Below are 24,679 nucleotides of genomic sequence, written 5' to 3'. Positions count from 1 at the left end.
GTCGAGTATGCCTTGCGCCCACTAGTCCTTGTGCACGGTGCCGTCGGGGTCCAGGCCCTTGAAGGAAAGGATCACGATGAGGATTCCGCCGCAGACGATGGCGGAGTCGGCGAGGTTGAAGACGGCGAAGTGCGCGGGGGCGATGAAGTCCACGACCGCGCCCTTGAAGACCCCGGGGGCCCGGAAGATGCGGTCGGTGAGGTTGCCGAGCGCTCCGCCGAGCAGCAGTCCCAGGGCGATGGCCCAGGGCAGGCTGTAGAGCTTGCGGGCGAGACGGATGATCACGATGATCACGACGGCCGCGATGGCCGTGAAGATCACGGTGAACGCCTCACCGATCCCGAAGGCGGCGCCCGCGTTGCGGATCGCGTCGAACTTCAGCCAGTCGCCGAGGATCTCGATCGGCGGCTGGTGCTCCAGCTTCGCGACCACGATCATCTTGCTGATCAGGTCCAGGAGGTAGGCCAGGACGGCCACGCCGAGGAGTACCAGGATCTTCTTCCTGCCCCGGCCGCTGCCCTGCTCGTCGTCCCCTGCCCGGGTCGAGCCCCCGGCGGGCTGCTGGGGCTCAGCCCCGTCGGCCCCCTCGGCATCAGGGATATCCGGCGTACCGATGATGCGCTCCGCCTCTGCCACGTGAGTCCCTCAACCTAGGTGCCTGACTGAGGACGAGGGTACGACACACCCGGGGGACCGGGGGCCCCAGGACCCGGCCTCCGCGGCTCCCACGGCCGCCGGGGCCTCCGCCGGATCGGGCCTGGTCAGGCCGGACCGGCCCGGAACGAGCCGGTCCGGTCCGGGATCCGCGCCGTCCGGCCGGGTCCGGCCCGACCGGGACGGGACGCCCTATCCGCGCCGCTCCTGCTTCTGCTTGTCCTCCACGCAGAGCGTGGCCCGGGGGAAGGCCTGCATCCGCGCCTTGCCGATCGGCTTGCCGCAGACCTCGCAGAGCCCGTAGGTCCCCGCGTCGAGCCTGGCGAGGGCGCGCTCGGTCTGGTCCAGCGTCTCCTGGGCGTGGGCCGCCAGGGACAGCTCGTGCTCCCTGGTGATGTTCTTCGTTCCGGTGTCCGCGTCGTCGTCGCCTGCTCCGTCCCCGGAGTCGCGCATCAGGCCGGCCAGCGCCGCCCCCGACGCCTCCAGCTCGGTGCGCAGCCTCAGGACCTCGCCGGTCAGCTCGGTCCGGGCCGCGTCGACCTCCTCCGGGGTCCAGGGATCCTCCCCCGGCCGGACCGCCAGGTCTCCGGGCGCCGTCGCCGCGCGGGCCCTGGCCGGGGGGACCGCGGTCGCGGTGCCCTCTCCTACCGCCGTGGTCCGGGCCGCGCTCTTCTTGGCTACCACCGTGTGGGCTCCTGTCTGCTCGGCGGCCTGGGCCGCCCCCGTGACCTTCTTCGACGCCTTCTTGGCTGCGCTCTTCTTCGCCGTGCTCTTCTTGGCCGTGCTCTTCTTCGCCGGCCCGTGGTGCGCCGGGTCCTGACCGGACTGTTCCGCCTCCGGGCCGGCCTCCTCGCCCGCCTTCCCGGTCTCCTCCTCGGCAGCCGCAGCCGTGGATCTCTCGGACGCCGTTCTCGATGCGGCGGTCTTCTTCGCCACCATGGCCGCGGCCCCTTCACATATTGTGATCTTGCACGCGAATCGTGCTGGGACGATAAATCGACCCCAGCTCCGCGGCAACGGGGCACGCCGCCGGTTCGCCCCTCCCCGCTGCCGGGCAGTGGCGCGCCTGCAACCGTTGTGCCCAGCTCCCCGCGCGGTAATCCGCCCCGCACGCTCTCCGGAGACTGCTGCCGCCCCGACTGGCCATTCGGGTGCACGCACCTCCCCCCGCGCCGCCGGCCGATAACCGGTCGGCCGTCGGCCCTACGGGCCCGTACACTGGCCGGAGCGAGAGGCATGGATGGGACGAGTAGCGTCGTACGCAGCCAGGAGCGACCCGGGGACGGTGGGAGCCCGGGGGCGAGCGCGCCGTGAAGATCACCCCGGAGCCGCCGGAAGAACGCCGCGAGGCAAGTAGAACCGGCATCGCACCCCAATGAGGGGGCCGCGGGCACACACCCGGGGCCAAGGAGGGTGGTACCGCGGGAGCTGATCCGGCTCTCGTCCCTCCGACGGAAGTGGAAGACGTCCGCCGGAGGAAGCCCGCACATGACATCGCCGCAGTACCGCCAGGTACCCGCCCAGGTCGACCTGCCCGCCCTCGAGCACGCCGTGCTCGACTTCTGGCGCGACAGCAAGGTCTTCACCAAGAGCCTCGAACAGTCCGAGGGCCGCCCCGAGTGGGTCTTCTACGAGGGCCCGCCGACCGCCAACGGCATGCCCGGGGCCCACCACATCGAGGCCCGCGTCTTCAAGGACGTCTTCCCGCGCTTCCGCACCATGCAGGGCTACCACGTCGGCCGCAAGGCGGGCTGGGACTGCCACGGCCTGCCGGTCGAGCTCGCGGTGGAGAAGGAGCTGGGCTTCAACGGCAAGAAGGACATCGAGGCCTACGGCATCGCCGAGTTCAACGCGAAGTGCCGTGAGTCCGTCACCCGCCACACCGACGCGTTCGCCGAGCTCACGACCCGCATGGGGTACTGGGTCGACCTGGACGACGCCTACCGCACGATGGACCCGGAGTACGTCGACTCCGTGTGGTGGTCGCTGAAGGAGATCTTCAACAAGGACCTGCTGGTCCAGGACCACCGCGTCGCGCCCTGGTGTCCGCGCTGCGGCACCGGCCTCTCGGACCACGAGCTCGCCCAGGGGTACGAGACGGTCGTCGACCCCTCGGTCTTCGTACGCTTCCCGCTGACGAGCGGACCGCTGGCCGGCGAGGCCGCACTGCTGGTCTGGACGACCACCCCGTGGACCCTGGTCTCCAACACCGCCGTCGCCGCGCACCCCGACGTCACGTACGTCGTCGCGACGGACGGCACGGAGAAGCTGGTCGTCGCGCGGCCGCTGGTCGAGAAGGCGCTCGGCGAGGGCTGGGAGCTCACCGGCGAGACCTTCACGGGCCGTGAGATGGAGCGCTGGACGTACGAACGCCCGTTCCAGCTCGTGGAGTTCCCGAGCGAGGCGCACTTCGTCGTCAACGCCGAGTACGTCACGACCGAGGACGGCACGGGTCTGGTCCACCAGTCCCCCGCGTTCGGCGCCGACGACCTCCTGGTCTGCCGTGCGTACGGCCTCCCGGTGGTGAACCCGGTCCGCCCCGACGGCACCTTCGAGGAGGATCTCCCGCTGGTCGGCGGCGTCTTCTTCAAGAAGGCCGACGAGGCGCTCACCGAGGACCTGGACGCGCGCGGCAAGCTCTTCCGCCACGTCCCGTACGAGCACAGCTACCCGCACTGCTGGCGCTGCCACACGGCGCTGCTCTACTACGCGCAGCCGTCCTGGTACATCCGCACGACGGCGGTCAAGGACCGGCTGCTCCAGGAGAACGAGAAGACCAACTGGTTCCCGGACTCGGTCAAGAACGGCCGCTTCGGCGACTGGCTGAACAACAACGTCGACTGGGCGCTGTCCCGCAACCGCTACTGGGGCACGCCGCTGCCGATCTGGCGCTGCGAGGACAACCACCTGACGTGCGTGGGCTCACGCGCCGAGCTGACGGAACTGACGGGCACCGACCAGTCGTCGCTCGACCCGCACCGCCCGTTCATCGACGAGATCACCTTCACCTGCACCCACGAGAACTGCCAGCTGGAGGCGTACCGCGTCCCGGAGGTCATCGACGCCTGGTACGACTCGGGTTCGATGCCGTTCGCGCAGTGGGGCTACCCGTACAAGAACAAGGAGATCTTCGAGAGCCGCTACCCGGCGCAGTTCATCTCGGAGGCCATCGACCAGACCCGCGGCTGGTTCTACACGCTGATGGCGGTCGGCACCCTGGTCTTCGACAAGTCGTCCTACGAGAACGTGGTCTGCCTGGGCCACATCCTCGCCGAGGACGGCCGGAAGATGTCCAAGCACCTGGGCAACATCCTGCAGCCGATCCCGCTCATGGACCAGCACGGCGCCGACGCGGTGCGCTGGTTCATGGCAGCCGGCGGCTCCCCGTGGGCCGCGCGCCGGGTGGGCCACGGCACGATCCAGGAGGTCGTCCGCAAGACGCTCCTCACGTACTGGAACACGGTCGCCTTCCAGGCGCTGTACGCCCGTACGTCGGGCTGGGCCCCGTCCGCGGCCGACCCGGCACCCGCCGACCGCACGGTCCTGGACCGCTGGCTGCTGAGCGAGCTCGGCACCCTGGCGGACGAGGTCACCAAGGCTCTGGAGGGTTACGACACCCAGCGCGCCGGCAAGCTCCTCTCGGCGTTCGTGGACGACCTGTCCAACTGGTATGTCCGCCGCTCGCGCCGCCGCTTCTGGCAGGGCGACAAGGCGGCGCTGCGCACGCTGCACGAGGTCGTGGAGACGGTCACCCGGCTGATGGCCCCGCTGACGCCGTTCATCACGGAGCGGGTCTGGCAGGACCTGATCGCGCCGGTCACCCCGGACGCCCCGGAGTCGGTCCACCTCTCCTCCTGGCCGAAGGCGGACCTGCCGGCGATCGACCCGACCCTGTCCACGCAGATGGCACTGGTACGCCGCCTGGTGGAGCTGGGCCGGGCCACGCGGGCCGAGTCGGGGGTCAAGACCCGGCAGCCGCTCTCGCGGGCCCTGGTCGCGGCCTCGGGCTTCGAGTCGCTCACGCCGGAGCTGCGCGCCCAGATCACGGAGGAGCTGAACGTCTCCTCCCTGGCCTCCCTCTCCGAAGTCGGCGGCTCACTGGTGGACACCACGGCCAAGGCGAACTTCCGCGCGCTGGGCAAGCGGTTCGGCAAGGGCGTCCAGGCGGTCGCCAAGGCGGTGGCGAACACCGACGCGGCGGCCCTCTCCCTCGCCCTGCGCGAGGGCACGGCTTCGGTGGAGGTCGACGGCGAGCAGGTCACCCTCACCCCCGACGAGGTCATCATCACGGAGACCCCGCGCGAGGGCTGGTCGGTGGCGTCCGACGCGGGCGCGACGGTCGCCCTGGACCTGGAGATCACCCCGGAGCTGCGGCGCGCGGGCCTGGCCCGTGACGCGATCCGCCTCATCCAGGAGGCCCGTAAGAACAGTGGCCTGGACGTGGCGGACCGCATCGCCGTCCGCTGGACCTCCACCTCGCCGGCGACGGCCGAGGCCCTGACGGAGCACACGCCCCTGATCGCGGACGAGGTTCTGGCCCTGGACTACGCACAGGGTGAGGCGGACGACACGTACGGCACCCCGTTCGAGGACGAGGGCCTGTCCCTGACCTTCCGCCTCCGCAAGACGGAGCAGTAGCCGACAGCACGCAGGGCCCGGCCGGAGACGTACGCATCCGGCCGGGCCCTTTCTGTTCCCCTGCCCGCCCCTTCCCGTAACCGGGGCTCCGCCCCGGACCCCGCGCCTCAAACGCCGGCGAGGCTGGATTTGCGACCCTGGGAATGGAGCCGAACCCGGCAGAACCAAGCCCGCACATCCAAGCCCCTCCGGCGATTGAGGAGCGGGGGTCCGGGGGCGGAGCCCCCGGTGCACGGGGCCACGGCAAAGGGCCGGGCCCCAGGGGAATCCCCGGGGCCCGGCCCTCTGCCTGCCGACGGCTACGCGCTCAGCGAGCGCAACCCGCTCAGTTGTCGTCCTCGTCGATCAGGAACCCACGCATCGGCGACGGCGCCTGCTGCATCGGCTGCGGCGCCTGCGGCCGCACCGGCGCCATCGGCTGCGTCATCGCGGGCGACATCTGCTGCTGGCCGCCACCGTACGACGGGCCACCGCCCATCGACTGGTTGCCGCCGCCCATCTGCTGGCTGCCGTGACCGCCGTGGTTGCCACCCATGGTGTGCCCCATCGCACCCGCACCGGCCGGAGCCAGCGAAGGCGACGGCGGCAGCGAGGCGGCGGCGGGCGTCCGCGGCGGAGCCAGCGAGTCGTCGGCCTGGGTCTCCAGCTGACGCAGCTGGCTCTCCAGGTAGGATTTCAGACGGGTCCGGTACTCGCGCTCGAAGCCACGCAGGTCCTCGACCTTGCGCTCCAGCGTCGCGCGGGCCGACTCCAGCGAGCCCATCGCCACGCGGTGCTTCTCCTGCGCGTCCCGCTCCAGGGCGTCCGCCTTGGCCCGTGCGTCACGCTCGAGGCCCTCGGCACGGCTGCGCGCCTCGCCGACGATCTTGTTGGCCTCGGAACGGGCCTCCGCGATCGCCTGGTCGGCGGTCTGCTGCGCAAGGGAGAGGACACGGGCGGCGCTGTCGCCGCCGGGGCCCTGACCGGGCTGCTGCATCTGCTGCTGCTGCATTTGCTGCTGCTGCATCTGCTGCTGCTGCGGGGCGTGACCGCCCATGGGACCGCCCATCGGGCCACCCATGGGACCGCCCTGCATCGGGCCGGGGCCGTGCGGGCCCTGCGGACCGGGGCCGTGGCCGCCCTGGGGGCCATGACCGCTGGGACCGGCAGGCAGCTGAGGAGCACCACCGGGCAGCTGGGGGGGACCCATCTGCGGGGGCTGCTGCTGCTGTACCGGCGGACCAGATATGGCGGCGGGCACCGGGGCCCCCGGCCGGTCCTGCTGCTCCGGCGGTTTACGCATTCCCTGCTGCTGCTGGTTCTGCGCGGCCGCACGCGTGGCGGCGGCCAGCTTGGCGCGCAGGTCCTCGTTCTCACGGAGCAGACGGGTCAGTTCCGATTCGACCTCGTCGAGGAAGGCATCGACCTCGTCCTCGTCATAGCCTTCTCGGAGGCGGACGGTCGTGAACTGCTTGTTCCGCACGTCCTCGGGGGTCAGCGGCATCTCTTCTTCACCTCTACGTAGTCGTCGGCAGTCGGCAAGACCGTATCGTTCACACGCTGCTCGCGAACTTGCCCACGAGATTGAGCAGAATGTAGACGATGATCATCAGAACGAAGAAGGACAGGTCAAGTGCCACGCCCCCGAGACGCAACGGCGGTATGAACCGCCGCAGAAGCTTCAACGGTGGATCCGTGACAGTGTAAGTGCCCTCGAGAACGACCACCATCGCCTTGCCTGGCTGCCATGAACGTGCGAACTGGAAGACATAGTCCATGACCAGCCGGAAGATCAGCACGATGAGGAAACACATCAGCGCGATATAGACCACATCCAGTGCGACGCCCATGTCCCGCGCTTCCCTCTCCCCTGGCTCTCGTAGCCCCGGCCTCCCGGCCGGGTTGTTCCCGGTGTTCTCAGCTCTGGTTGAAGAACCCGCCCTCTGCGATGCGGGCCTTGTCCTCCGCCGTGACATCGACGTTAGCAGGCGACAACAGGAACACCTTCTGCGTCACACGCTCAATGCTGCCATGGAGACCGAAGACGAGTCCCGCGGCAAAGTCGACAAGTCGCTTCGCATCGGTGTCGTCCATCTCCGTGAGATTCATGATCACCGGAGTGCCTTCGCGGAAGTGTTCCCCGATGGTACGGGCCTCGTTATAGGTCCTGGGGTGCAGCGTGGTGATCCGGTAGGGCTCCCGCTCGGACACGACCTTGGGCATGATCACCGGTGCGTTCTTCTCCATGTTCGGGCGGTCAGGTGTGATGGATGCCACGGGGGCGATTCGGGCGGGTCGTCCGCTTTCCGCCGGGAGCTGAACCGGTTCCCGCGGTGCGGGTGGCTGTACCGCTCGCACCGGTTCGTCCCGTTCCCGCTCCACCGGATGCGCGGGCTGATGCCGCCGCCGGTCGCGCTCGGGCTCCGGCTCGGGTTCGAATTCGTCGTCGGGGTCGAACCCCGGACCGTCGTACCCATCGTCCTCCACGAGGCCGAGGTAGACCGCCATCTTGCGCATCGCGCCGGCCATGCTCCGAGTCCTCCGCTCTGTGGTGGATCGGCATTCGTGTCACCAAGTGCCCGAGATCCACTCCGGCCTGCCCGCTTCGAGCGGGAATGACCATATTTTCTGCTGTGGTCCGACTTGCTTCGCGACGTTACCCGAGCCGGGGTCGGACTCCGAGTACCGCCGTACCGACGCGTACATGTGTCGCTCCGGCCGCGACCGCGTCCTCGAGATCCGCGCTCATCCCAGCAGAGACCATGTTCGCAGCCGGATGGTTCCCGCGCAGGCGGGATGAGAATTCCATCAGCCGGTCGAACGCGGCCCGCTGCCGGCCGGCATAGGGGCCGGCGAGCGGGGCGACGGTCATCAGACCGTCGAGCCTGAGCCCTTCCGCCGCCTCCACGGACGCGGCCAACTCCTCGATCGCGTCGGGCGCGACCCCGCCCCGGTCCCCGCGTTCGCCGCTCTCCGCGTCGAGGGCGACCTGGATGAGGCAGCCGAGCTCACGCTCACCCCTGACCGCCGCCGCCGAGAGCGCGGATACCAGCTTCACCCGGTCCACCGACTGCACCACATCGGCATAACCGGCCACGGAACGGACCTTGTTGGTCTGCAACTGTCCGACAAAGTGCCATGCGAGCGACAGATCCGCACAAGCAGCGGCTTTCGGCGCCGCGTCCTGATCACGGTTCTCCGCGACCTGGCGCACACCGAGTTCGTGCAGAATGCGCACATCGCTCGCGGGGTAGGTCTTGGTGACCGCGATGAGGGTCACTTCCTCCCGCTTGCGGCCGGCCGAGGCGCAGGCGGAAGCAATGCGTTCCTCCACCTGTGCCAGGTTCGCCGCGAGTTGAGCCCTGCGGTCCGTCATGTCCTATCAGTCCAACCAGACATATCCGGCGAGCCGTCCTGTGGTGCGGTCGCGGCGGTAGGAGAAATGGTCGCCGGATTCCAGGGTGCAGAACGGCGAGCTGTGCCGGTCCTCCACCCCCAGCTCGGCGAGCTGGGCGTGCACTCCGGCCGTGACGTCCACCGCGGGTGTTCCCCAGGAGGTCTCCGACCACGACGCCGGGACGACCCCGGCGACCTCGGCGCGCATCTGCTCCGGAACCTCGTAGCACCGTCCGCAGACGGCCGGTCCGGTGTGCGCGGTGATCCGGGACGGTTCCGCGCCGAGCGCGGTCATGGCCTCGACGGCGGCCGGTACGACCCCCGCGACCAGACCGGGCCGTCCCGCGTGGGCGGCGGCGACGACACCGGCCGCCGGATCGGCGAGGAGCACGGGCGTGCAGTCGGCGGTGAGCACCGCGAGCGGCAGTCCGCGCCGCGCCGTCACCACCGCGTCCACCGCGGGGATGTCCGGGGTGTCGCCCCAGGGGCCGTCGACCACGGCCACGTCGCGCCCGTGCACCTGGTTCATCCAGACCACCAGGGCCGGGTCGAGACCGAGGGAACGGGCGGCGCGGTCGCGGTTGACGCGGACGGCGGCGGGGTCGTCGCCGACCGCACCGCCGAGGTTGAGCTCCTCGTACGGAACGGCGCTCACTCCGCCCCACCTGTCGGTGAAGGCGAAATGGGCGCCGCCCGCCGAAGACTCCGCGGCTTCCACCGCGTGCTGCGGACCTATCACTTCAAGAAATCCGGTACGTCCAGCTCTTCGGCCTGGTTGTCCTGGTAGGGACGGGCCGTCGGGACGTGCGGCGGGGTGACCGGCGGCAGCGAGGTCTCGTTCGCCACCGGCGCCGGCTCGGCCGGGGTCTGGGGCTCCTCGCGCGGGGGCACGGAGCCCAGTCCGCCGGTCTGGCGCGCCGGTTCGGCAGCCCGGGCCGGCGGAGCCGGCTCCTCGCGCTTGCCGGCGCTCGATCCGAGGACGTTCTCCCGGCGGGCCGGCGGCTGTCCGCCGTCGAAGCCGGCGGCGATGACGGTGACCCGCACCTCGTCGCCCAGCGCGTCGTCGATGACCGCGCCGAAGATGATGTTCGCCTCGGGGTGGGCCGCCTCGCTCACCAGCTGGGCGGCCTCGTTGATCTCGAAGAGACCGAGGTCGCTGCCGCCGGAGATCGAGAGCAGGACGCCACGGGCGCCGTCGATGGACGCCTCCAGGAGCGGCGAGGAGATCGCCATCTCCGCGGCGGCCACCGCGCGGTCGTCGCCGCGGGCCGAGCCGATGCCCATGAGTGCCGATCCGGCCTCGGACATGACCGACTTGACGTCGGCGAAGTCGAGGTTGATCAGACCCGGGGTCGTGATGAGGTCGGTGATGCCCTGGACACCCGAGAGCAGCACCTGGTCGGCCGACTTGAACGCGTCGAGCACGCTGACCTGGCGGTCCGAGATGGACAGCAGCCGGTCGTTGGGGATGACGATGAGGGTGTCGACCTCTTCGCGGAGTTCGGCGATGCCGTCCTCCGCCTGGTTCGCGCGTCGCCGGCCCTCGAACGTGAACGGGCGGGTGACCACACCGATCGTCAGGGCGCCCAGCGAGCGTGCGATGTTGGCGACGACGGGTGCGCCGCCGGTGCCGGTGCCGCCGCCTTCTCCGGCGGTGACGAAGACCATGTCGGCCCCCTTGAGGACCTCCTCGATCTCCTCACGGTGGTCCTCTGCCGCCTTACGACCGACGGCCGGGTTCGCCCCGGCGCCGAGGCCACGGGTGAGTTCACGGCCGACGTCGAGCTTGACGTCGGCGTCGCTCATCAACAGTGCTTGCGCATCGGTGTTGATCGCGATGAACTCGACGCCCTTGAGACCGACCTCGATCATTCGGTTGATGGCATTGACACCACCGCCGCCGACACCGATGACCTTGATGACTGCGAGGTAGTTCTGCGGTGCTGCCACGTCGAAGGCCTCTCGCCTCGAGTTACGTGTCGTCGCTTCGCGGTAGTCCCGCCGCGACGACGGATGCCGATTGGGTCGGTCCGGACGCCGACCCAAACCCTAACCTTGAAGTTTAGGGTTACCAGTGTGTCTGCTTCTTGGACTCTTCCGAACAGGACACTAAGTCGACAAGTGGCGCACGTTCAACGAACACGCCGAACCTCCCGTTTTTCTTTTCACCCTATGTGATCACCCGTAGCGCTGACCAACCAGGGGGCTGGCCAGGCCAAACGCGCGTCAACTCTTCGACACCGCAGGGGCGGTGGGAGCACTCACGTCGAAGTGTCCCGCTTTGGGCGACGCTTTCATGAGAGCGGTGAGCACCCGTGCCTTCACGGGCCCTTGCTCACTGCTGCCCCACATCACGGTTCGCCCCCCGGTGAGTTCCAGGACCGCGGAGTCGTACGAGGCGACCCGCACGGTCTCGGTCTCCCCCGCGACCTTTCCCGGAAGGTCCCCCGCGACGCGCACCGCTTCCCGCAGCAGACGGTCACTGCCGAAGCGGCGCAGGCTCGCGGACCGATCGGGCGTCAGTTCCAGCAACGGCACATGCGCGGGCGCTTTGTCCACGGTTGCGAAGCGCACGCCTTTTGCGTCCACTTCAATGAACTTCTTGCCCTTTTCCACCAGCAGGACCGGTTTCCGTTCGGTCACTTTAAGGCTGACACCGTGCGGCCATGACCGTACGACATCCACGGAGTCGATACGAGGCAACTTCTGGCGCAACCGGTCAGCGATCGCTCCGGTGTCCACGGAGATCAGCGGGGATCCGACCGGGGCCGCCGCGGCGGCCTCCACCTCGCTCCTGGTCAGGACCTCGGTGCCGGTGCTCGTCACCCGCTCCAGCCTCAGCCAGGACGAGCCGTAGAGCACCCAGACCGTGGCCGCGGAGATCAGCACGAGGCCGACGGCGGCCAAAACCAGCCGCGTACGGCCGGTCAGTCCTCGCCCCTGGGGGCCGATGTGCGGCGGGCGGGCCGGGGTGTCGGCCCGCTCTGCCTCACCGCGCTGGGCGGTCGTCGGTCCCACGCTCGCTCCTTCGCCGGACCCGGGGCGCACACCCCGGGTCCGCACCGCCTCACGCCTGGCGGCGTGCGGCAATCGCCTCGTACACCATGCCGACGAGCAGGTCGTCGGCGTCCCGTCGCCCGAACTCCGCGGCGGCACGGGACATCTCGTACAGCCGGTGCGGATCCGAGAGCACCGGAAGGACGTTGCCCTGCACCCATTCCGGGGTGAGAGCCGCGTCGTCCACCAGCAGACCACCGCCGGCGTTGACCACCGGCTGGGCGTTGAGCCGCTGTTCGCCGTTGCCGATCGGCAACGGGACGTAGGCGGCGGGCAGCCCGACGGCGGAGAGTTCAGCGACGGTCATCGCGCCCGCGCGGCAGAGCATCATGTCGGCCGCGGCGTACGCGAGGTCCATCCGGTCCACGTACGGTACCGGGATGTAGGGCGGCATCCCGGGCATGTTGTCGATGCGCGGCAATTCGTTCTTCGGGCCGACCACATGGAGGATCTGGATCCCGGACCGCTGGAGCAGCGGCGCGATCCGCGTGACCACCTCGTTGAGGTGGCGGGCGCCCTGCGAGCCGCCGGAGACGAGCAGCGTCGGCAGGTTGGGGTCGAGGCCGAAGGCGGCACGCGCCTCCGGGCGGACCCGGGCCCGGTCGAGGGTGGCGATGGTCCGGCGCAGCGGGATGCCGATGTAGCGGGCACCGCGCAGCTTGCTGTCCGGGGTGGAGACGGCGACCCCGTGGGCGTACCGCGAACCGATCTTGTTCGCCAGGCCGGGCCTGGCGTTGGCCTCATGGACGACGATCGGGACCCCGACGCGCTTGGCCGCGAGGTAGCCGGGCAGGGCGACGTAGCCGCCGAAGCCCACCACGCAGTCCGCCTTGGTGCGCTCCAGGATCTGCTCGGCGGCCTTGATGGTGCCGCGCAGCCGCCCCGGGACGGTGATCAGCTCGGGTGTGGGCTTGCGCGGCAGCGGTACGGCAGGGATCAGTGCCAGGTCGTACCCCCGCTCGGGTACGAGCCTGGTCTCGAGTCCGCGCTCCGTGCCGAGGGCAGTGATTCCCACGGTCGGGTCCTGCCTCCGCAGGGCGTCTGCGAGGGCAAGCGCGGGCTCGATGTGCCCGGCGGTCCCCCCGCCGGCGAGTACGACATGCACCGAAATTCACCGCTCTCCGGACGAACGCTTCATGACGCGCCGTCTCATCGTCTTCCATCTGACCCCGGGCCTCCGCATGGCCAGGGCCGCTCTCGCCGCAGGGTCCTCTCGCGCGAAGGCGATCAGTAGCCCGACAGCGAACATGGTCGGCAGCAGGGCCGAGCCCCCGTAGGAGAACAGCGGCAACGGGACACCGGCGATCGGCAACAGACCGAGCACCGCACCGATGTTGATCACGGCCTGCGCCGTGATCCAGGTGGTCACGCCTCCCGCTGCGTACCTCACGAAGGGGTCCTCCGTGCGTCCGGCCACGCGGATACCCGCATAGCCTAGAGCCGCGAAGAGGGCCAGTACCGACAGCGTCCCCGCCAGGCCCAGTTCCTCCCCGGTGATGGCGAAGATGAAGTCGGTGTGCGGTTCCGGAAGTTGACCCCATTTTTCCACACTCGCGCCGAGCCCGGATCCGAACCATCCGCCGGAGGCGAGAGCGTAGATTCCGTGCACCGCCTGCCAGCACGAGTCGCCGGGGCCCGGCTCGGACGCGCCGATGCAGCCGAGCCGGGACATCCGGTTGGGGCTGGTCTTGATGAGCAGGAATCCGATGAGGCCGGCGAAGGCGAGCACTCCGGCGAAGAGCCTGGTGGGGGCGCCGGCCAGCCAGAGCAGGCCGAAGAGGATCGCGGTGAGGATGATCGCGGTGCCCATGTCGCCGCCGAGCATGATCAGTCCGAGCAGCATGAAGGCGACCGGCACGAGCGGCACCAGCATGTGCTTCCACTGGGCGAGCAGCCGCTTGTCCTGTTTGCGGGCGAGCAGGTCGGCGCCCCAGAGGATGAGGGCGAGTTTGCCGAACTCACTGGGCTGGAGCTGGAAGGGCCCGCCGAGGTAGATCCAGTTCTGGTTGCCGTTGACCGACATCCCTATCCCCGGCACCTGGACCAGGACCATCAGGAAGACCGTGCCCATGAGCAGCGGGTAGGCCAGCGCCCGGTGGAGCTTGACGGGCATCCTGGAGGCCAGCAGCATCAGCCCGGCCCCGATCACGGCGGCGAGGAACTGCTTGCGGAAGAAGTACGTGCCTGGCCGCGCCAGTTCCAGCGCCTTGATCATCGAGGCGGAGTAGACCATGACGAGGCCGAGCACGGTGATGAGCAGGCTCGATCCGAGAATCAGGTAGTACGCCGTCAGAGGGCGGTCCCAGGCCCGTCGTACCCGCTCGTAGGTCCTGCGCACCCCTGCGCCCCGGCGTGGCCCCGGCTGCCCGCCCCCGACTGCGGACGGGCCCCTGCCACGCGCCGCGGGGGGCCTTCGGGGCCCGGTGGCGGGCCGGCTCCGCAGGGCGGTCCCGGCGAGGGACCCGGGGCCCGCGGGCAGCGGTCCGGCGAGCAGGGGCGGGGTGAGCGCCCGGGTGATCGCGGCGGTGGCCCGTGAACGGCCGGCCCCGCGGGCGGCTGAGCTCTCGTCGGCCGGCATTGTCGCTGTCCCCTCCACTGCTCGTGCCCGGGGCTGTGCTGCTCATGGGCCGGTCCCCGGACCGTTCCGGTCCTCCGGGACAGTACGACGCGGGGACCGGGCCCGTCAGGCGCTCTCGTCGGCGAGTTCGCGGACCGCGTCTGCGAACGCCTCGCCCCGCTTGTTGTAGTTGACGAACATGTCCATCGAGGCGCAGGCCGGGGCCAGCAGGACGGTGTCACCCGGCCTGGCGAGCCGTGCCGCTTCGCGGACCGCCGCGGACATCGCCCCAGTGTCGGTCCGGTCGAGGTCGACCACCGGTACCTCGGGGGCGTGTCGCGCCAGGGCTTCGCGGATCAGGGCACGGTCGGCGCCCATCAGCACGACGCCCCTGAGCCGCTTCGCCGCCCCGGTCACCAGCTCGTCGAAGGTGGCACCCTTGGCGAGGCCGCCGGCGATCCAGACGATCGGTTCGTAGGCCGCGAGGGAGGCCTCGGCGGCGTGGGTGTTGGTGGCCTTGGAGTCGTCGATGTACGTGACGCCGGAGACGTCGGCGACGTGTTCAATGCGGTGGGCGTCGGGGCGGAAGGCCCGCAGCCCGTCCCGCACGGCCTTCGCCGGTACGCCGAAGGCGCGGGCCAGTGCCGCCGCGGCCAGGGCGTTGGCGATGTTGTGGGGGGCCGGAGGGTTGATGTCGCTCGTCTCGGCGAGCTCCTGGGCCTGCTTCTGCCGGTCGGCGACGAAGGCCCGGTCGACGAGGATGCCGTCGACCACCCCTAGCTGCGAGGGGCCCGGCGTACCGAGGGTGAAGCCGATGGCCCGGCAGCCCTCCTCGACGTCGGCCTCGCGCACCAGGTCCTCGGTGGCTCCGTCCTGCGCGTTGTAGACGCAGGCGACGCTGTTGCCCTCGTAGATCCGGCCCTTGTCGGCGGCGTAACCCGCCATGGAGCCGTGCCAGTCGAGGTGGTCCGGGGCCAGGTTGAGCACGGCCCCGGAGTGGGCCCGCAGCGAGGGGGCCCAGTGGAGCTGGTAGCTGGAGAGCTCGACGGCGAGTACGTCGTACGTCTCGTCGCCGAGCACCGCGTCCAGCAGGGACACCCCGATGTTGCCGACCGCGGCCGTGCGCAGGCCGGCCGCTTCGAGGATCGAGGCGAGCATGCGCACGGTCGTGGTCTTGCCGTTGGTGCCGGTGACCGCGAGCCAGGGTGCCGGTTCCCGGCCGTCCTGCCCCCGCAGCCGCCAGGCGAGTTCGACGTCGCCCCAGACGGGGACGCCCGCCTCGGCGGCCGCCAGGAAGAGCGGCTTGCCGGGCTTCCAGCCGGGGGCCGTGACGACGAGTTCGGTGGACTCCGGCAGGGTGTCGCCGTCGCCGAGGCGCACGGTGATCCCGAGCGCCTCCAGTTCGGCGGCCTGGGCGCGGGAGCGCTCGTCGTCGCCGTCGTTGACGACGGTGACCAGCGCCCCGCGCTCGTGCAGGGCACGGGCGGCGGGGATTCCGCTGACGCCGAGTCCGGCGACCGTGACGTGCTTGCCCTGCCAGTCCACGTTGCTCACTTCTTGGCTGCCCATCCCGCGTAGAAGAGGCCGAGTCCGACGATCACGCACATGCCCTGGATGATCCAGAACCGGACCACCACGAGGACCTCGGACCACCCCTTGAGTTCGAAGTGGTGCTGGAGGGGCGCCATGCGGAAGACCCGCTTGCCGGTCATCTTGAACGAGCCGACCTGGATGACCACGGACATGGTGATCATCACGAAGAGGCCGCCGAGGATGGCCATCAGGAACTCGGTGCGGGAGCAGATCGCGAGACCCGCGAGCGCGCCGCCGAGGGCGAGCGAACCGGTGTCGCCCATGAAGATCTTCGCGGGTGAGGTGTTCCACCACAGGAAGCCGAAGCAGGCGCCCATGAGGGCGGAGGCGACGACCGCGAGGTCGAGCGGATCGCGCACCTCGAAGCAGGCGCTGGGGTTGGTCAGCGTCTCCGCGTTGGCGCAGGACTCCTGGAACTGCCAGAGCCCGATGAAGGTGTAGGCGCCGAAGACCATCACCGAGGCGCCGGTGGCCAGTCCGTCCAGACCGTCCGTCAGGTTCACGCCGTTGGACATGGCGAGGATCATGAACAGCGCCCAGACGCAGAACAGCACCGGGCCGATCGACCAGCCGAAGTCCTCGACGAACGAGAGCCGGGTGGAGGCCGGGGTGTTGCCGTGGACGTCGGCGAACTGGAGCGAGAGCACCGCGAAGGCGATGCCGACGATCAGCTGGCCGGCCATCTTCGCCTTGGCCCTGAGGCCCAGCGAGCGCTGCTTGACGATCTTGATGTAGTCGTCGAGGAAGCCGACGAGCCCCATGCCGGTCATCAGGAACAGGACGAGGACGCCCGAGAAGCGCATGTCCTCGCCGGTGATCACCTTCGCCAGGACGTACGCGATGATCGTCGCCAGGATGAAGGCGATACCACCCATGGTGGGTGTGCCCTTTTTGCTGCCGTGGGTACGCGGGCCGTCGTCCCGGATGAACTGCCCGTAGCCCTTGCGGGCCAGAAGTTTGATCAGCAGCGGGGTGCCGACCAGGGTCAGGAAGAGCCCTATGGCCCCTGCGAAGAGGATCTGCCTCATCGGACGGCGACCTCGCCCTCGGTCGTATCCAGCAGTGCCAGGGCGACCTTCTCCAGGCCGACCGACCGGGACGCCTTCACCAGCACGACGTCTCCCGGGCGCAGTTCACTGCGCAACAGGTCGACGGCCGCCTGTGCGTCGGACACGTGCACCGACTCCTCACCCCACGAACCCTCGTTATATGCGCCCAGTTGCAGCCAGGAGGCTTCTCTTCCTCCGACAGCGACGAGCTTGCTGACGTTGAGCCGGACGGCGAGCCGTCCGACCGCGTCGTGCTCGGCGAGCGACGCGTCACCGAGCTCGGCCATCTGACCGAGCACCGCCCACGTGCGCCCCCCGTCTGCCCGTCGGGCCTTGCCCATGGCGGCCAGCGCACGGAGTGCGGCCTTCATGGATTCGGGGTTCGCGTTGTAGGCGTCATTGACGACCGTCACACCGTCCGGACGCTCGGTGACCTCCATGCGCCAGCGGGAGAGGGTGCCCGCCCCGGAGAGCGCATCGGCGATCTCGGTCACGGACATGCCCAACTCATGGGCGACGGCGGCCGCGGCGAGCGCGTTCGACACGTGGTGCTCACCGTACAGGCGCAAGGTCACGTCGCTGCACCCGGTGGGTGTGTGGAGCTCGAAAGCGGGGCGGCCGTCGTCGGTGAGCCGCACGTTCTCTCCCCGTACGTCCGCATCCGGGCCCTCCCCGAAGAGGAGCACCCGGGCTTTTGTGCGGGACGCCATGGCCCGCACGAGCGGGTCGTCGGCGTTGAGGATCGCCGCGCCGTCCTCCGGGAGGACCTCGACGAGCTCGCCCTTGGCCTGGGCGATGGCCTCGCGGCTGCCGAACTCCCCGATGTGGGCGCTGCCCACGTTGAGGACCAGGCCGATCCGCGGGGGCGTCAGGTCGGCGAGGTAGTGGATGTGGCCGATTCCGCGCGCACCCATCTCCAGCACGAGATGGCGGGTTTCCGCCGTGGCGCGGAGCGCGGTGAGCGGCAGCCCGATCTCGTTGTTGAGGGAGCCGGGTGTCCAGACCGTGGGCGCCTTGCGTTCCAGGATCTGGGCGATCAGGTCCTTCGTGGACGTCTTGCCCGCCGATCCGGTCAGCGCGACTACGGTGGTGCCGAGGCGTTCCACGGCGGCGCGGGCGAGGGCGCCGAGCGCGGCCACGACGTCGTCGACCACGATCGCGGGCACGCCGACGGGGCGGGCGGCGAGCACGGCCACCGCGCCGGCCTCGACGGCGAGCCGCGCGTAGTCGTGGCCGTCGACGCGCTCGCCCGCGAACGCGGCGAACAGGGAGCCCTGCCGCACCTCCCGGGAGTCGATGACGACGGGCCCGGTGACGACGGCGGACAGGTCCGGCACGTCGTGCGGCTGCCCGCCGACGATTCCGGCGATCTCGGCGAGGGAAAGGGCGATCACTTGGTCATCCCTGACTAGTTGTTCTCATGGGTGTGTACGCGGTCCTCGGGGGCCTGCGCGGTGCTCGTGCGTCCAAGGGAGCGTTCGATGGCCTCGCGCAGGACCTTCCGGTCGTCGAAGGGACGTACCACTCCGTGGATGTCCTGGCCCTGCTCGTGTCCCTTTCCGGCCACCAGCACGGTGTCGCCGGGCTCGGCCCGGGCGACCGCGGCGGCGATGGCCGCGGCCCGGTCGGCGTCGACGAGCACATCGCCGCGCTCGTGGACGGGCACCTCGGCCGCGCCGGAGAGCATCGCGGCGAGGATCGAGAGGGGGTCCTCGGAGCGGGGGTTGTCGGAGGTCAGTACGGCGGTGTCGGAGAGCCGTGCCGCGGCAGCGCCCATCGGGCCGCGCTTCGTCGTGTCGCGGTCGCCGCCGCAGCCGAGCACGATGTGCACCCGGCCCTCGGTGACCTTCTGCAGGGAGCGCAGGACGGACTCGACGGCGTCGGTCTTGTGCGCGTAGTCGACGACCGCGAGGTACGGCTGTCCGGCGTCGACGCGTTCCAGCCGGCCGGGCACACCCGGGACCTCCGCGATGCCGTCGGCGGCGGTCTGCGGGTCGACGCCCGCGACGGCCAGGGTGACGATCGCGGCGAGGGTGTTGGCGACGTTGAACGGGCCGGGCAGCGGGGCCCTGGCGGTGACGCGCTCGCCCTTGGGGCCGATCACGGTGAAGCTGCTGTCCCGGGGGCCGACCTCGACGTCCTCGGCCCGCCAGTCGGCGTCCGGGTGGCCCTCCGCGGAGAAGGTGACGACCGGGACGGACGCCTCCTTCACCAGCCTGCGGCCGTACTCGTCGTCGAAGTTGACGACACCGAGCTTGCTGCGCTGCGGCGTGAACAGCTGCGCCTTGGCCTGGAAGTAGTCCTCCATCCCGGAGTGGAACTCCATGTGCTCCGGGCTGAGGTTGTTGAAGACGGCGACGTCGAAGACGCAGCCGTCGACCCGGCCGAGCACCAGGGCGTGGCTGGAGACCTCCATGGCGACCGCCTCGACCCCGCGTTCGCGCATGACGGCGAACAGGGCCTGGAGGTCGGTGGCTTCGGGAGTGGTGCGCTCCGACTTGATGCGCTCGTCGCCGATCCGCATCTCGACGGTGCCGATCAGCCCGGTGCTGCGGCCGGCGCCGCGCAGCCCGCCCTCGACGAGGTACGCCGTGGTGGTCTTGCCGGACGTTCCGGTGATGCCGATCTGGAGGAGGCCGACGCCGGGCCGTCCGTAGATCTCGGCCGCGATGTCGCCCATCCGGCCGCGCGGGTCCTCGGTGACGAGGACCGGCAGGCCGGTGGCGGCGGCGCGCTCGGCGCCCGCCGGGTCGGTGAGAATCGCGGCCGCGCCGAGACCCTCGGCCTGGGCGGAGAAGTCGGCGCCGTGGAAGCGGGCACCGGGCAGAGCCGCGTACACGTCCCCGGGGCGCACGGCCCGGGAGTCGTGGGTGATGCCGGTGACCTCACCGGAATCCTGCGGTCCGGCACCGAGCCGGGCGGCCAGCTCTCCGATGGACGTCGGCCGGATCCGGTCCGGTCGGGGCGCTCCCGGGTAGGTCACAGGCGCGTCCTTCTGAGTGGTTTGGCACTGATCAGCGTGGGGCACGGCGGTGAGCGTACCGGGCGGACCCGGCCTCTCGCGAAGTGAGGGGCCGGGGTTGCGGTACTTCTCGTTCCGGTTCCCGGGATCAGGGGTGATGGTCGTCACTGAGGGTTCCCCCGAGTCACTCGCCGGGCTTGAAGGACACCGGCAGCCTGGCTGGATCGCTGCCGGAGGGAGGGGTCTGGAGGGTCTTCAGGGCGAACTCCATGACCTTCTTGTAGATCGGCCCGCAGATCTGGCCGCCGAAGTAGCTGCCCTTGGTGGGGTTCTGGATGGCGCAGTAGACGGTGATCTGCGGATCGTCCGCGGGGGCGAACCCCGCGAAGGACGCGGTGTAGCCCTTGTAGATGCCGCGTACGGGGTCGACACGGTTGGCCGTGCCCGTCTTGCCCGCGACCCGGTAGCCCTGGATGTGGGCCTTGGTCCCGGTGCCTTCCCGGTCGTCGACCACGGACTCCAGCATCTTCGCCAGGGTGTCGGCGGTCTTCTCGCTGACCACCCGGGTGCGTTCGGGGGCCTCGGACGCCGTGTAGCGGCCGTCGGCTCCCTTGGTCCCGCGGACGAGGGTCGGCTCGATCCTGACGCCGCCGTTGGCGATGGTCGAGTAGACCGACGCGGCCTGCATGGCGTTGAGCGAGAGGCCCTGGCCGAACGGGATCGTGTACTGCTGCGAGGTCGACCAGTCCTGGGGCTTGGCGAGGATGCCGGGCGACTCGCCCGGGTAGTCGAGCCCGGTGGTGCTGCCGATGCCGAACTTGCGCAGGTAGGAGTGCAGGACCTTGTTGGCCTCGGCCTGGGTCTTCCCCAGCTGCCCGGTGGCCAGGATGGTGCCGATGTTGCTCGACTTGGCGAGTACGCCGTTGAGCGTGAGGTACCAGGTGGGGTGGTCGATGTCGTCCCGGAAGAGCCGGTCGCCCCGGTGCAGCCGGTTGGGGACCGTGACGTGCGTCCCGGGCGTGGCCGCCCCCTCCTCCAGCACCGCGGCCATGGACATGACCTTGCTGGTGGAGCCGGGCTCGTACACGTCCTGGAGGGCCGCGTTGCCCAGGGCGGCCGAATTGCTCTGTGCGAGGTCGTTCGGGTCGTAGCCGGGGGCGTTGGCCATGGCGAGCACCTCGCCGGTCCTCGTGTTCTGGACGACCACGTAGCCGCGGTCGGCCTCGGACTTCTCGACCTGGTCGGCGATGGCGCGCTGGGCCGCCCACTGGATGTCGCGGTCGATCGTCAGCTCGACGTCGGTGCCGGCGACGGCCGGGATCTCCGTGGAGCCGGCGGTCGGCACGGGGCGGCCGCCCGCCTGGGCGTAGCGGATCTTGCCGTCCTCGCCCTGGAGCTGCTTGTTCAGCTGTGCTTCCAGGCCGCCGCCGCCCTTGCCCTCGGCGTTGACGAATCCCAGTATCCCGGCGGCGAGGTCGCCGTTGGGGTACACGCGCTTGGTGGTGGGCTCCTGGAGGACCCCGGCCAGCACGTTCGATCCGGGGCCGCCCTTCGCCTTGTCCTCGGCGGCCTTCTCCGCGAAGACGGACTTGAGGTCCTTGATCTGCTTCCAGACCTGCGGGGTCTGGCGCCGGGCCAGCACGGTGTAGCGGCTCTTGGGGGTGGAGAGCTTCTTCGCCAGTTCCGCCTCGTCCTTGCCGAGGATCGGGGCGAGCAGGGCCGCCGCCTGCTGCGGCGCGTCCGGGGCCTTGCTGTCCTCGGGCGTGAACAGCTTCGGGTCGGCCGTGATGTCGTGCGCGTCGACGCTGGTGGCCAGGGCGATACCGCTGCGGTCGGTGATCTCGCCGCGCTCGGCGGCGATCGTGTACTCCAGGTAGCGGTTCTTCTCGGCCTTGGCGGCGTACGTACTGGCGTCGACCGCCTGGACCTGGAGGAGTCGGATGACGAACGCCAGCATGACGAGGGTCAGGCAGAGGCTGATCAGGCGCAGCCGGGGGCGCGGACTGCCCAGCCGGATGGACCGTGAGGAGCCGCCTCGTCGCTTCCTGGCCACCGGGCGCCCCGGGCGCCGGGGGTCGGGGCGGGCGGCGGGCCGGGGGCGTCCCGATCCGCCGGCCGCGTTACGGGAGCGCGCGGGGCCGGGTACGCGGCGGCGCGGCGGTTCCTTGGACGGCACTGCGTCACCTGCCGGAGCTCGTCGGGGTCGGGGGGTTCGGGGCCGGTGCGGCGGGGGCCGTCGACGGCGTCGCGGGCGACGGCGACGCGGGACCGGAGGAGGGTGGAGAGCCCGCGGACACGGCGGCGCTCGCCCCGGATCCGGGGACGGCGGTGGGCGAAGGCTGCGCGGTGGCCCGCTCGGGCGCCCCGCGGACGGTGCCGTCGGGGTCGAGGAAGGCGGGGCTGCCGCCGGGGACCATGCCGAGCTCCCTGGCCCGGCGCTCCAGCGCGTCGGGTTCGGAGTAGCTGTCGACGTCCCGCTGGAGGGCCTGCTGCTCGTCGGTGAGCTCGGTGGTCTCCCGCTTCAGCTTGCTGAGCCTGAACGATCCTTCGTTGAGCGCCGAGTTCAGCAGGAGGAGCGAGATCAGGCCACCCGCGAGCAGCAGGACGACCAGCAGGACGAAGGGGGTACGGGCCGCGGTGCTCGGCCCCGACGGCATCAGCCGGGCGAGCCGGCCGGCCCGCCCCTTCATCTGCTCGGCCGTCCCGGTCACCGCGGTGCCACCGTCCCCGTCCGGCCGGCCCGTCCGGGCCCGCTCATCGCTCCTCCTCGCGGATCCGCTGGGCGCCGCGCAGCCTGGCGGGGGCGGCCCGCCGGTTCTCGGCGACCTCTTCCTCGGTGGGCAGCTCGGCGCCGCGGGTCAGCAGCTTCAGCCGGGGCTGGTAGCGCTCGGGGACGACGGGCAGTCCGGGCGGCGCCGTGTTGGCCGCACCGGCCGCGAAGACCTGCTTGACGAGACGGTCCTCCAGCGAGTGGTACGAGAGGACGGCGATCCGGCCACCGACGGCGAGGCTTCCCACCGCCGCCGGAACGGCCCGCTCCAGGACGGTGAGTTCACCGTTCACCTCGATGCGCAGGGCCTGGAAGGTGCGCTTGGCCGGATTGCCGCCGGTGCGCTTGGCGGCCTGCGGCAGGGAGTCGCGGATCAGCTCCACGAGGCGGGCACTGTTGCTGAAGGGTTCCTTCTCGCGCTCGCGCACGACGGCCGAGACGATGCGCTTGGCCTGCTTCTCCTCGCCGTACGCGCGCAGGATCCGCACGAGTTCGCCCGGCGGGTAGGTGTTGAGCACCTCGGCGGCGCTGACGCCGGTCGTCTGGTCCATGCGCATGTCGAGCGGCGCGTCCTGGGCGTACGCGAAGCCGCGGTCCGCCTCGTCCAGCTGCATGGAGGAGACACCGAGGTCGAAGAGCACACCCTGGACCTTGGGGATCCCCAGCCGGTCGAGGACCTCGGGGAGTTCGTCGTAGACCGCGTGCACCAGCGTGGCGCGGTCGCCGTACGGGGCCAGGCGCTCGCCGGAGAGCCGCAGCGCCTCCTTGTCCCGGTCCAGGGCGACCAGCCGGGCCTCGGGGAAGGCGGCGAGCAGGGCCTCGCTGTGCCCACCGAGCCCGAGGGTGCAGTCGACGACGACGGGGGGCCGCGGTCCCGTCGCCTCCAGAGCCGGGGCCAACAGGTCCAGGCATCGCTGGAGCATCACCGGGACGTGGCGGGTCTGGCTCAAAGCGCCCTCTCAGGCTCTGTCCCGTGTGGCCGTACATACGGTCTGGTCCCCGCCCGCCCGGAAGGGGAGGTCGGCCGGCGCCGGGGAAGGAGGCGTCGGCCGGCCGTCGAGCGGGAGAGGGCCGGGCCGCATGTACGCCGCACATCACGGGGAACTCGAAACAAGTAAAAACATGCGGAATGCGCAGGCGTGTCGGTAACTTCGCGTCACTTTAGTCCACCCTGCCATTCGATCCATTCCCGATCAATGAACCGCGCAGCGCGTCGCACCGCCGCGGCGGTGCGGGAACCTCACCCGGTCGGGTGCCTGCTCGTGAGGCTTGTGGGTTAGCTCACAACAAGGCACGTTGACGTTCTTTGTCCCCTTCCACAGCACGCCAGGAGGGGTCACGAACGCTAACGTCATACCTATGTCGACTTCTGCGCAGCCTTCCGCCGAGACCGATTCGTCCTCCTCCTCCGTGGCCCGTTCCGGAGGAACGGTCACCGACCGCCTGGTCGAACTGAACACGCGTTACGCGAAGGCGTTCACCGACCCCGGCATGGACGCCCGGCCCGTCCTGCACGTGGCCGTGGTCGCCTGTATGGACGCCCGCCTCGACCTCCACGCCGCACTCGGCCTGGAGCTCGGCGACTGCCACACCATCCGCAACGCGGGCGGTGTGGTCACCGACGACGTCATCCGGTCGCTGACCATCAGCCAGCGGGCGCTCGGCACCCGCAGCATCGTCCTCATCCACCACACCAACTGCGGTCTGGAGTCGCTCACCGAGGACTTCCGACAGGAGCTGGAGCGCGAGGTCGGCCAGCGTCCGGTCTGGTCGGTGGAGGCCTACACGGACGCCGACCAGGACGTGCGGCAGTCGATGCAGCGCGTGCGCACCTCGCCGTTCCTCCTGCACACGGACGACATCCGCGGTTTCGTCTTCGACGTGACCACCGGCTCGCTGCGCGAGATCCTGCCCACCACCTGAACCCCTCGACATACGGGCCACATCCGGCATATCGCACCCACTTATCCACAGGCGAGTGACACGAAGCGGTAACGGCAACAAGAATGCGGGTGTGACATCTC

The 24,679-nt window shown here is 70.4% G+C and carries 20 protein-coding genes; 2 read left to right on the top strand and 18 right to left on the bottom strand.

The window, feature by feature from the left end:
* Positions 1 to 21: 21 nt before the first annotated feature.
* Both lspA and ACIRD8_RS02925 read right to left on the bottom strand, forming a co-directional pair.
* Complete coding sequence (gene lspA / locus ACIRD8_RS02930; RefSeq protein ID WP_403985306.1) at positions 22 to 636, bottom strand: signal peptidase II; 615 nt, start codon at positions 634 to 636, stop codon at positions 22 to 24.
* 210 nt (positions 637 to 846) lie between these two features.
* Entirely contained in the window at positions 847 to 1,593 is a 747-nt protein-coding gene (locus ACIRD8_RS02925; protein ID WP_403985304.1) for a TraR/DksA family transcriptional regulator, read from the bottom strand.
* A gap of 549 nt (positions 1,594 to 2,142) precedes the next feature.
* Between ACIRD8_RS02925 and ileS the strand changes: the two genes are divergently transcribed.
* Entirely contained in the window at positions 2,143 to 5,292 is a 3,150-nt protein-coding gene (gene ileS / locus ACIRD8_RS02920; RefSeq protein WP_403985302.1) for an isoleucine--tRNA ligase, read from the top strand.
* Between the two features lie 325 nt (positions 5,293 to 5,617).
* Here the strand turns inward: ileS and ACIRD8_RS02915 are convergent, their stop codons facing one another.
* The 16 genes from ACIRD8_RS02915 to rsmH form a co-directional block, all read right to left on the bottom strand.
* A complete protein-coding gene (locus ACIRD8_RS02915) occupies positions 5,618 to 6,775 on the bottom strand; it encodes a DivIVA domain-containing protein (RefSeq protein ID WP_403985300.1) in 1,158 nt (385 codons plus the stop codon).
* Between the two features lie 49 nt (positions 6,776 to 6,824).
* A complete protein-coding gene (locus ACIRD8_RS02910) occupies positions 6,825 to 7,121 on the bottom strand; it encodes a YggT family protein (RefSeq protein ID WP_403985298.1) in 297 nt (98 codons plus the stop codon).
* Between the two features lie 67 nt (positions 7,122 to 7,188).
* The gene (locus tag ACIRD8_RS02905) at positions 7,189 to 7,800 is read right to left on the bottom strand and encodes a cell division protein SepF (protein WP_033303289.1); all 612 of its coding nucleotides are present in this window, start codon (positions 7,798 to 7,800) and stop codon (positions 7,189 to 7,191) included.
* 127 nt (positions 7,801 to 7,927) lie between these two features.
* Complete coding sequence (locus ACIRD8_RS02900) at positions 7,928 to 8,647, bottom strand: YggS family pyridoxal phosphate-dependent enzyme (RefSeq protein ID WP_403985296.1); 720 nt, start codon at positions 8,645 to 8,647, stop codon at positions 7,928 to 7,930.
* 6 nt (positions 8,648 to 8,653) lie between these two features.
* Entirely contained in the window at positions 8,654 to 9,385 is a 732-nt protein-coding gene (pgeF, locus tag ACIRD8_RS02895) for a peptidoglycan editing factor PgeF (protein ID WP_403985637.1), read from the bottom strand.
* A gap of 17 nt (positions 9,386 to 9,402) precedes the next feature.
* Positions 9,403 to 10,617, bottom strand: a complete 1,215-nt coding sequence (ftsZ, locus tag ACIRD8_RS02890) for a cell division protein FtsZ (protein WP_403985294.1) — start codon at positions 10,615 to 10,617, stop codon at positions 9,403 to 9,405.
* Between the two features lie 276 nt (positions 10,618 to 10,893).
* A complete protein-coding gene (locus tag ACIRD8_RS02885) occupies positions 10,894 to 11,685 on the bottom strand; it encodes a cell division protein FtsQ/DivIB (RefSeq protein ID WP_403985292.1) in 792 nt (263 codons plus the stop codon).
* 49 nt (positions 11,686 to 11,734) lie between these two features.
* Positions 11,735 to 12,829, bottom strand: a complete 1,095-nt coding sequence (murG, locus tag ACIRD8_RS02880) for an undecaprenyldiphospho-muramoylpentapeptide beta-N-acetylglucosaminyltransferase (RefSeq protein WP_014156748.1) — start codon at positions 12,827 to 12,829, stop codon at positions 11,735 to 11,737.
* 6 nt (positions 12,830 to 12,835) lie between these two features.
* Positions 12,836 to 14,302, bottom strand: a complete 1,467-nt coding sequence (ftsW, locus tag ACIRD8_RS02875) for a putative lipid II flippase FtsW (protein WP_403985290.1) — start codon at positions 14,300 to 14,302, stop codon at positions 12,836 to 12,838.
* A 105-nt stretch (positions 14,303 to 14,407) separates the two neighbouring features.
* Positions 14,408 to 15,835 carry a UDP-N-acetylmuramoyl-L-alanine--D-glutamate ligase gene (murD, locus tag ACIRD8_RS02870; protein WP_403985635.1) on the bottom strand — a complete coding sequence of 476 codons (1,428 nt, stop codon included), beginning with the start codon at positions 15,833 to 15,835 and terminating at the stop codon, positions 14,408 to 14,410.
* Positions 15,832 to 16,902 (bottom strand): phospho-N-acetylmuramoyl-pentapeptide-transferase, encoded by a 1,071-nt coding sequence (mraY, locus tag ACIRD8_RS02865; protein WP_403985288.1) that lies wholly within the window; start codon positions 16,900 to 16,902, stop codon positions 15,832 to 15,834. Before mraY ends, murD begins: the two co-directional genes overlap by 4 nt.
* Positions 16,899 to 18,317 (bottom strand): UDP-N-acetylmuramoyl-tripeptide--D-alanyl-D-alanine ligase, encoded by a 1,419-nt coding sequence (murF, locus tag ACIRD8_RS02860; RefSeq protein ID WP_403985286.1) that lies wholly within the window; start codon positions 18,315 to 18,317, stop codon positions 16,899 to 16,901. Before murF ends, mraY begins: the two co-directional genes overlap by 4 nt.
* Positions 18,318 to 18,331: 14 nt before the next feature.
* Positions 18,332 to 20,053 carry a UDP-N-acetylmuramoyl-L-alanyl-D-glutamate--2,6-diaminopimelate ligase gene (locus ACIRD8_RS02855; protein WP_403985284.1) on the bottom strand — a complete coding sequence of 574 codons (1,722 nt, stop codon included), beginning with the start codon at positions 20,051 to 20,053 and terminating at the stop codon, positions 18,332 to 18,334.
* Between the two features lie 16 nt (positions 20,054 to 20,069).
* A complete protein-coding gene (locus tag ACIRD8_RS02850) occupies positions 20,070 to 22,061 on the bottom strand; it encodes a peptidoglycan D,D-transpeptidase FtsI family protein (protein WP_403985282.1) in 1,992 nt (663 codons plus the stop codon).
* Positions 22,062 to 22,065: 4 nt separating this feature from the next.
* Complete coding sequence (locus ACIRD8_RS02845; protein ID WP_403985280.1) at positions 22,066 to 22,596, bottom strand: septum formation initiator family protein; 531 nt, start codon at positions 22,594 to 22,596, stop codon at positions 22,066 to 22,068.
* A gap of 43 nt (positions 22,597 to 22,639) precedes the next feature.
* Positions 22,640 to 23,605, bottom strand: coding sequence for a 16S rRNA (cytosine(1402)-N(4))-methyltransferase RsmH (gene rsmH, locus ACIRD8_RS02840; protein WP_403985278.1), 966 nt, complete (start codon positions 23,603 to 23,605; stop codon positions 22,640 to 22,642).
* 409 nt (positions 23,606 to 24,014) lie between these two features.
* Between rsmH and ACIRD8_RS02835 the strand changes: the two genes are divergently transcribed.
* The gene (locus tag ACIRD8_RS02835) at positions 24,015 to 24,578 is read left to right on the top strand and encodes a beta-class carbonic anhydrase (protein ID WP_403985276.1); all 564 of its coding nucleotides are present in this window, start codon (positions 24,015 to 24,017) and stop codon (positions 24,576 to 24,578) included.
* Positions 24,579 to 24,679 lie beyond the last annotated feature (101 nt).

This window comes from Streptomyces sp. NPDC102451 (genome assembly GCF_044765485.1).
In the GTDB taxonomy this organism is placed as follows: Bacteria; Actinomycetota; Actinomycetes; order Streptomycetales; family Streptomycetaceae; genus Streptomyces.
The sequence above is the reverse complement of the archived record's forward strand: the minus strand, read 5'-3'. Positions and strand labels throughout refer to the sequence as shown.

Excerpts from the sequence above, each read along its gene's own strand:
- ACIRD8_RS02925 (WP_403985304.1), bottom strand. The coding sequence starts at position 1,593 with ATGGTGGCGAAGAAGACCGCCGCATCGAGAACGGCGTCCGAGAGATCC.
- ileS (WP_403985302.1), top strand. The coding sequence starts at position 2,143 with ATGACATCGCCGCAGTACCGCCAGGTACCCGCCCAGGTCGACCTGCCC.
- ACIRD8_RS02915 (WP_403985300.1), bottom strand. The coding sequence starts at position 6,775 with ATGCCGCTGACCCCCGAGGACGTGCGGAACAAGCAGTTCACGACCGTC.
- ACIRD8_RS02910 (WP_403985298.1), bottom strand. The coding sequence starts at position 7,121 with ATGGGCGTCGCACTGGATGTGGTCTATATCGCGCTGATGTGTTTCCTC.
- ACIRD8_RS02905 (WP_033303289.1), bottom strand. The coding sequence starts at position 7,800 with ATGGCCGGCGCGATGCGCAAGATGGCGGTCTACCTCGGCCTCGTGGAG.
- ACIRD8_RS02900 (WP_403985296.1), bottom strand. The coding sequence starts at position 8,647 with ATGACGGACCGCAGGGCTCAACTCGCGGCGAACCTGGCACAGGTGGAG.
- ftsW (WP_403985290.1), bottom strand. The coding sequence starts at position 14,302 with ATGCCGGCCGACGAGAGCTCAGCCGCCCGCGGGGCCGGCCGTTCACGG.
- mraY (WP_403985288.1), bottom strand. The coding sequence starts at position 16,902 with ATGAGGCAGATCCTCTTCGCAGGGGCCATAGGGCTCTTCCTGACCCTG.
- ACIRD8_RS02835 (WP_403985276.1), top strand. The coding sequence starts at position 24,015 with ATGTCGACTTCTGCGCAGCCTTCCGCCGAGACCGATTCGTCCTCCTCC.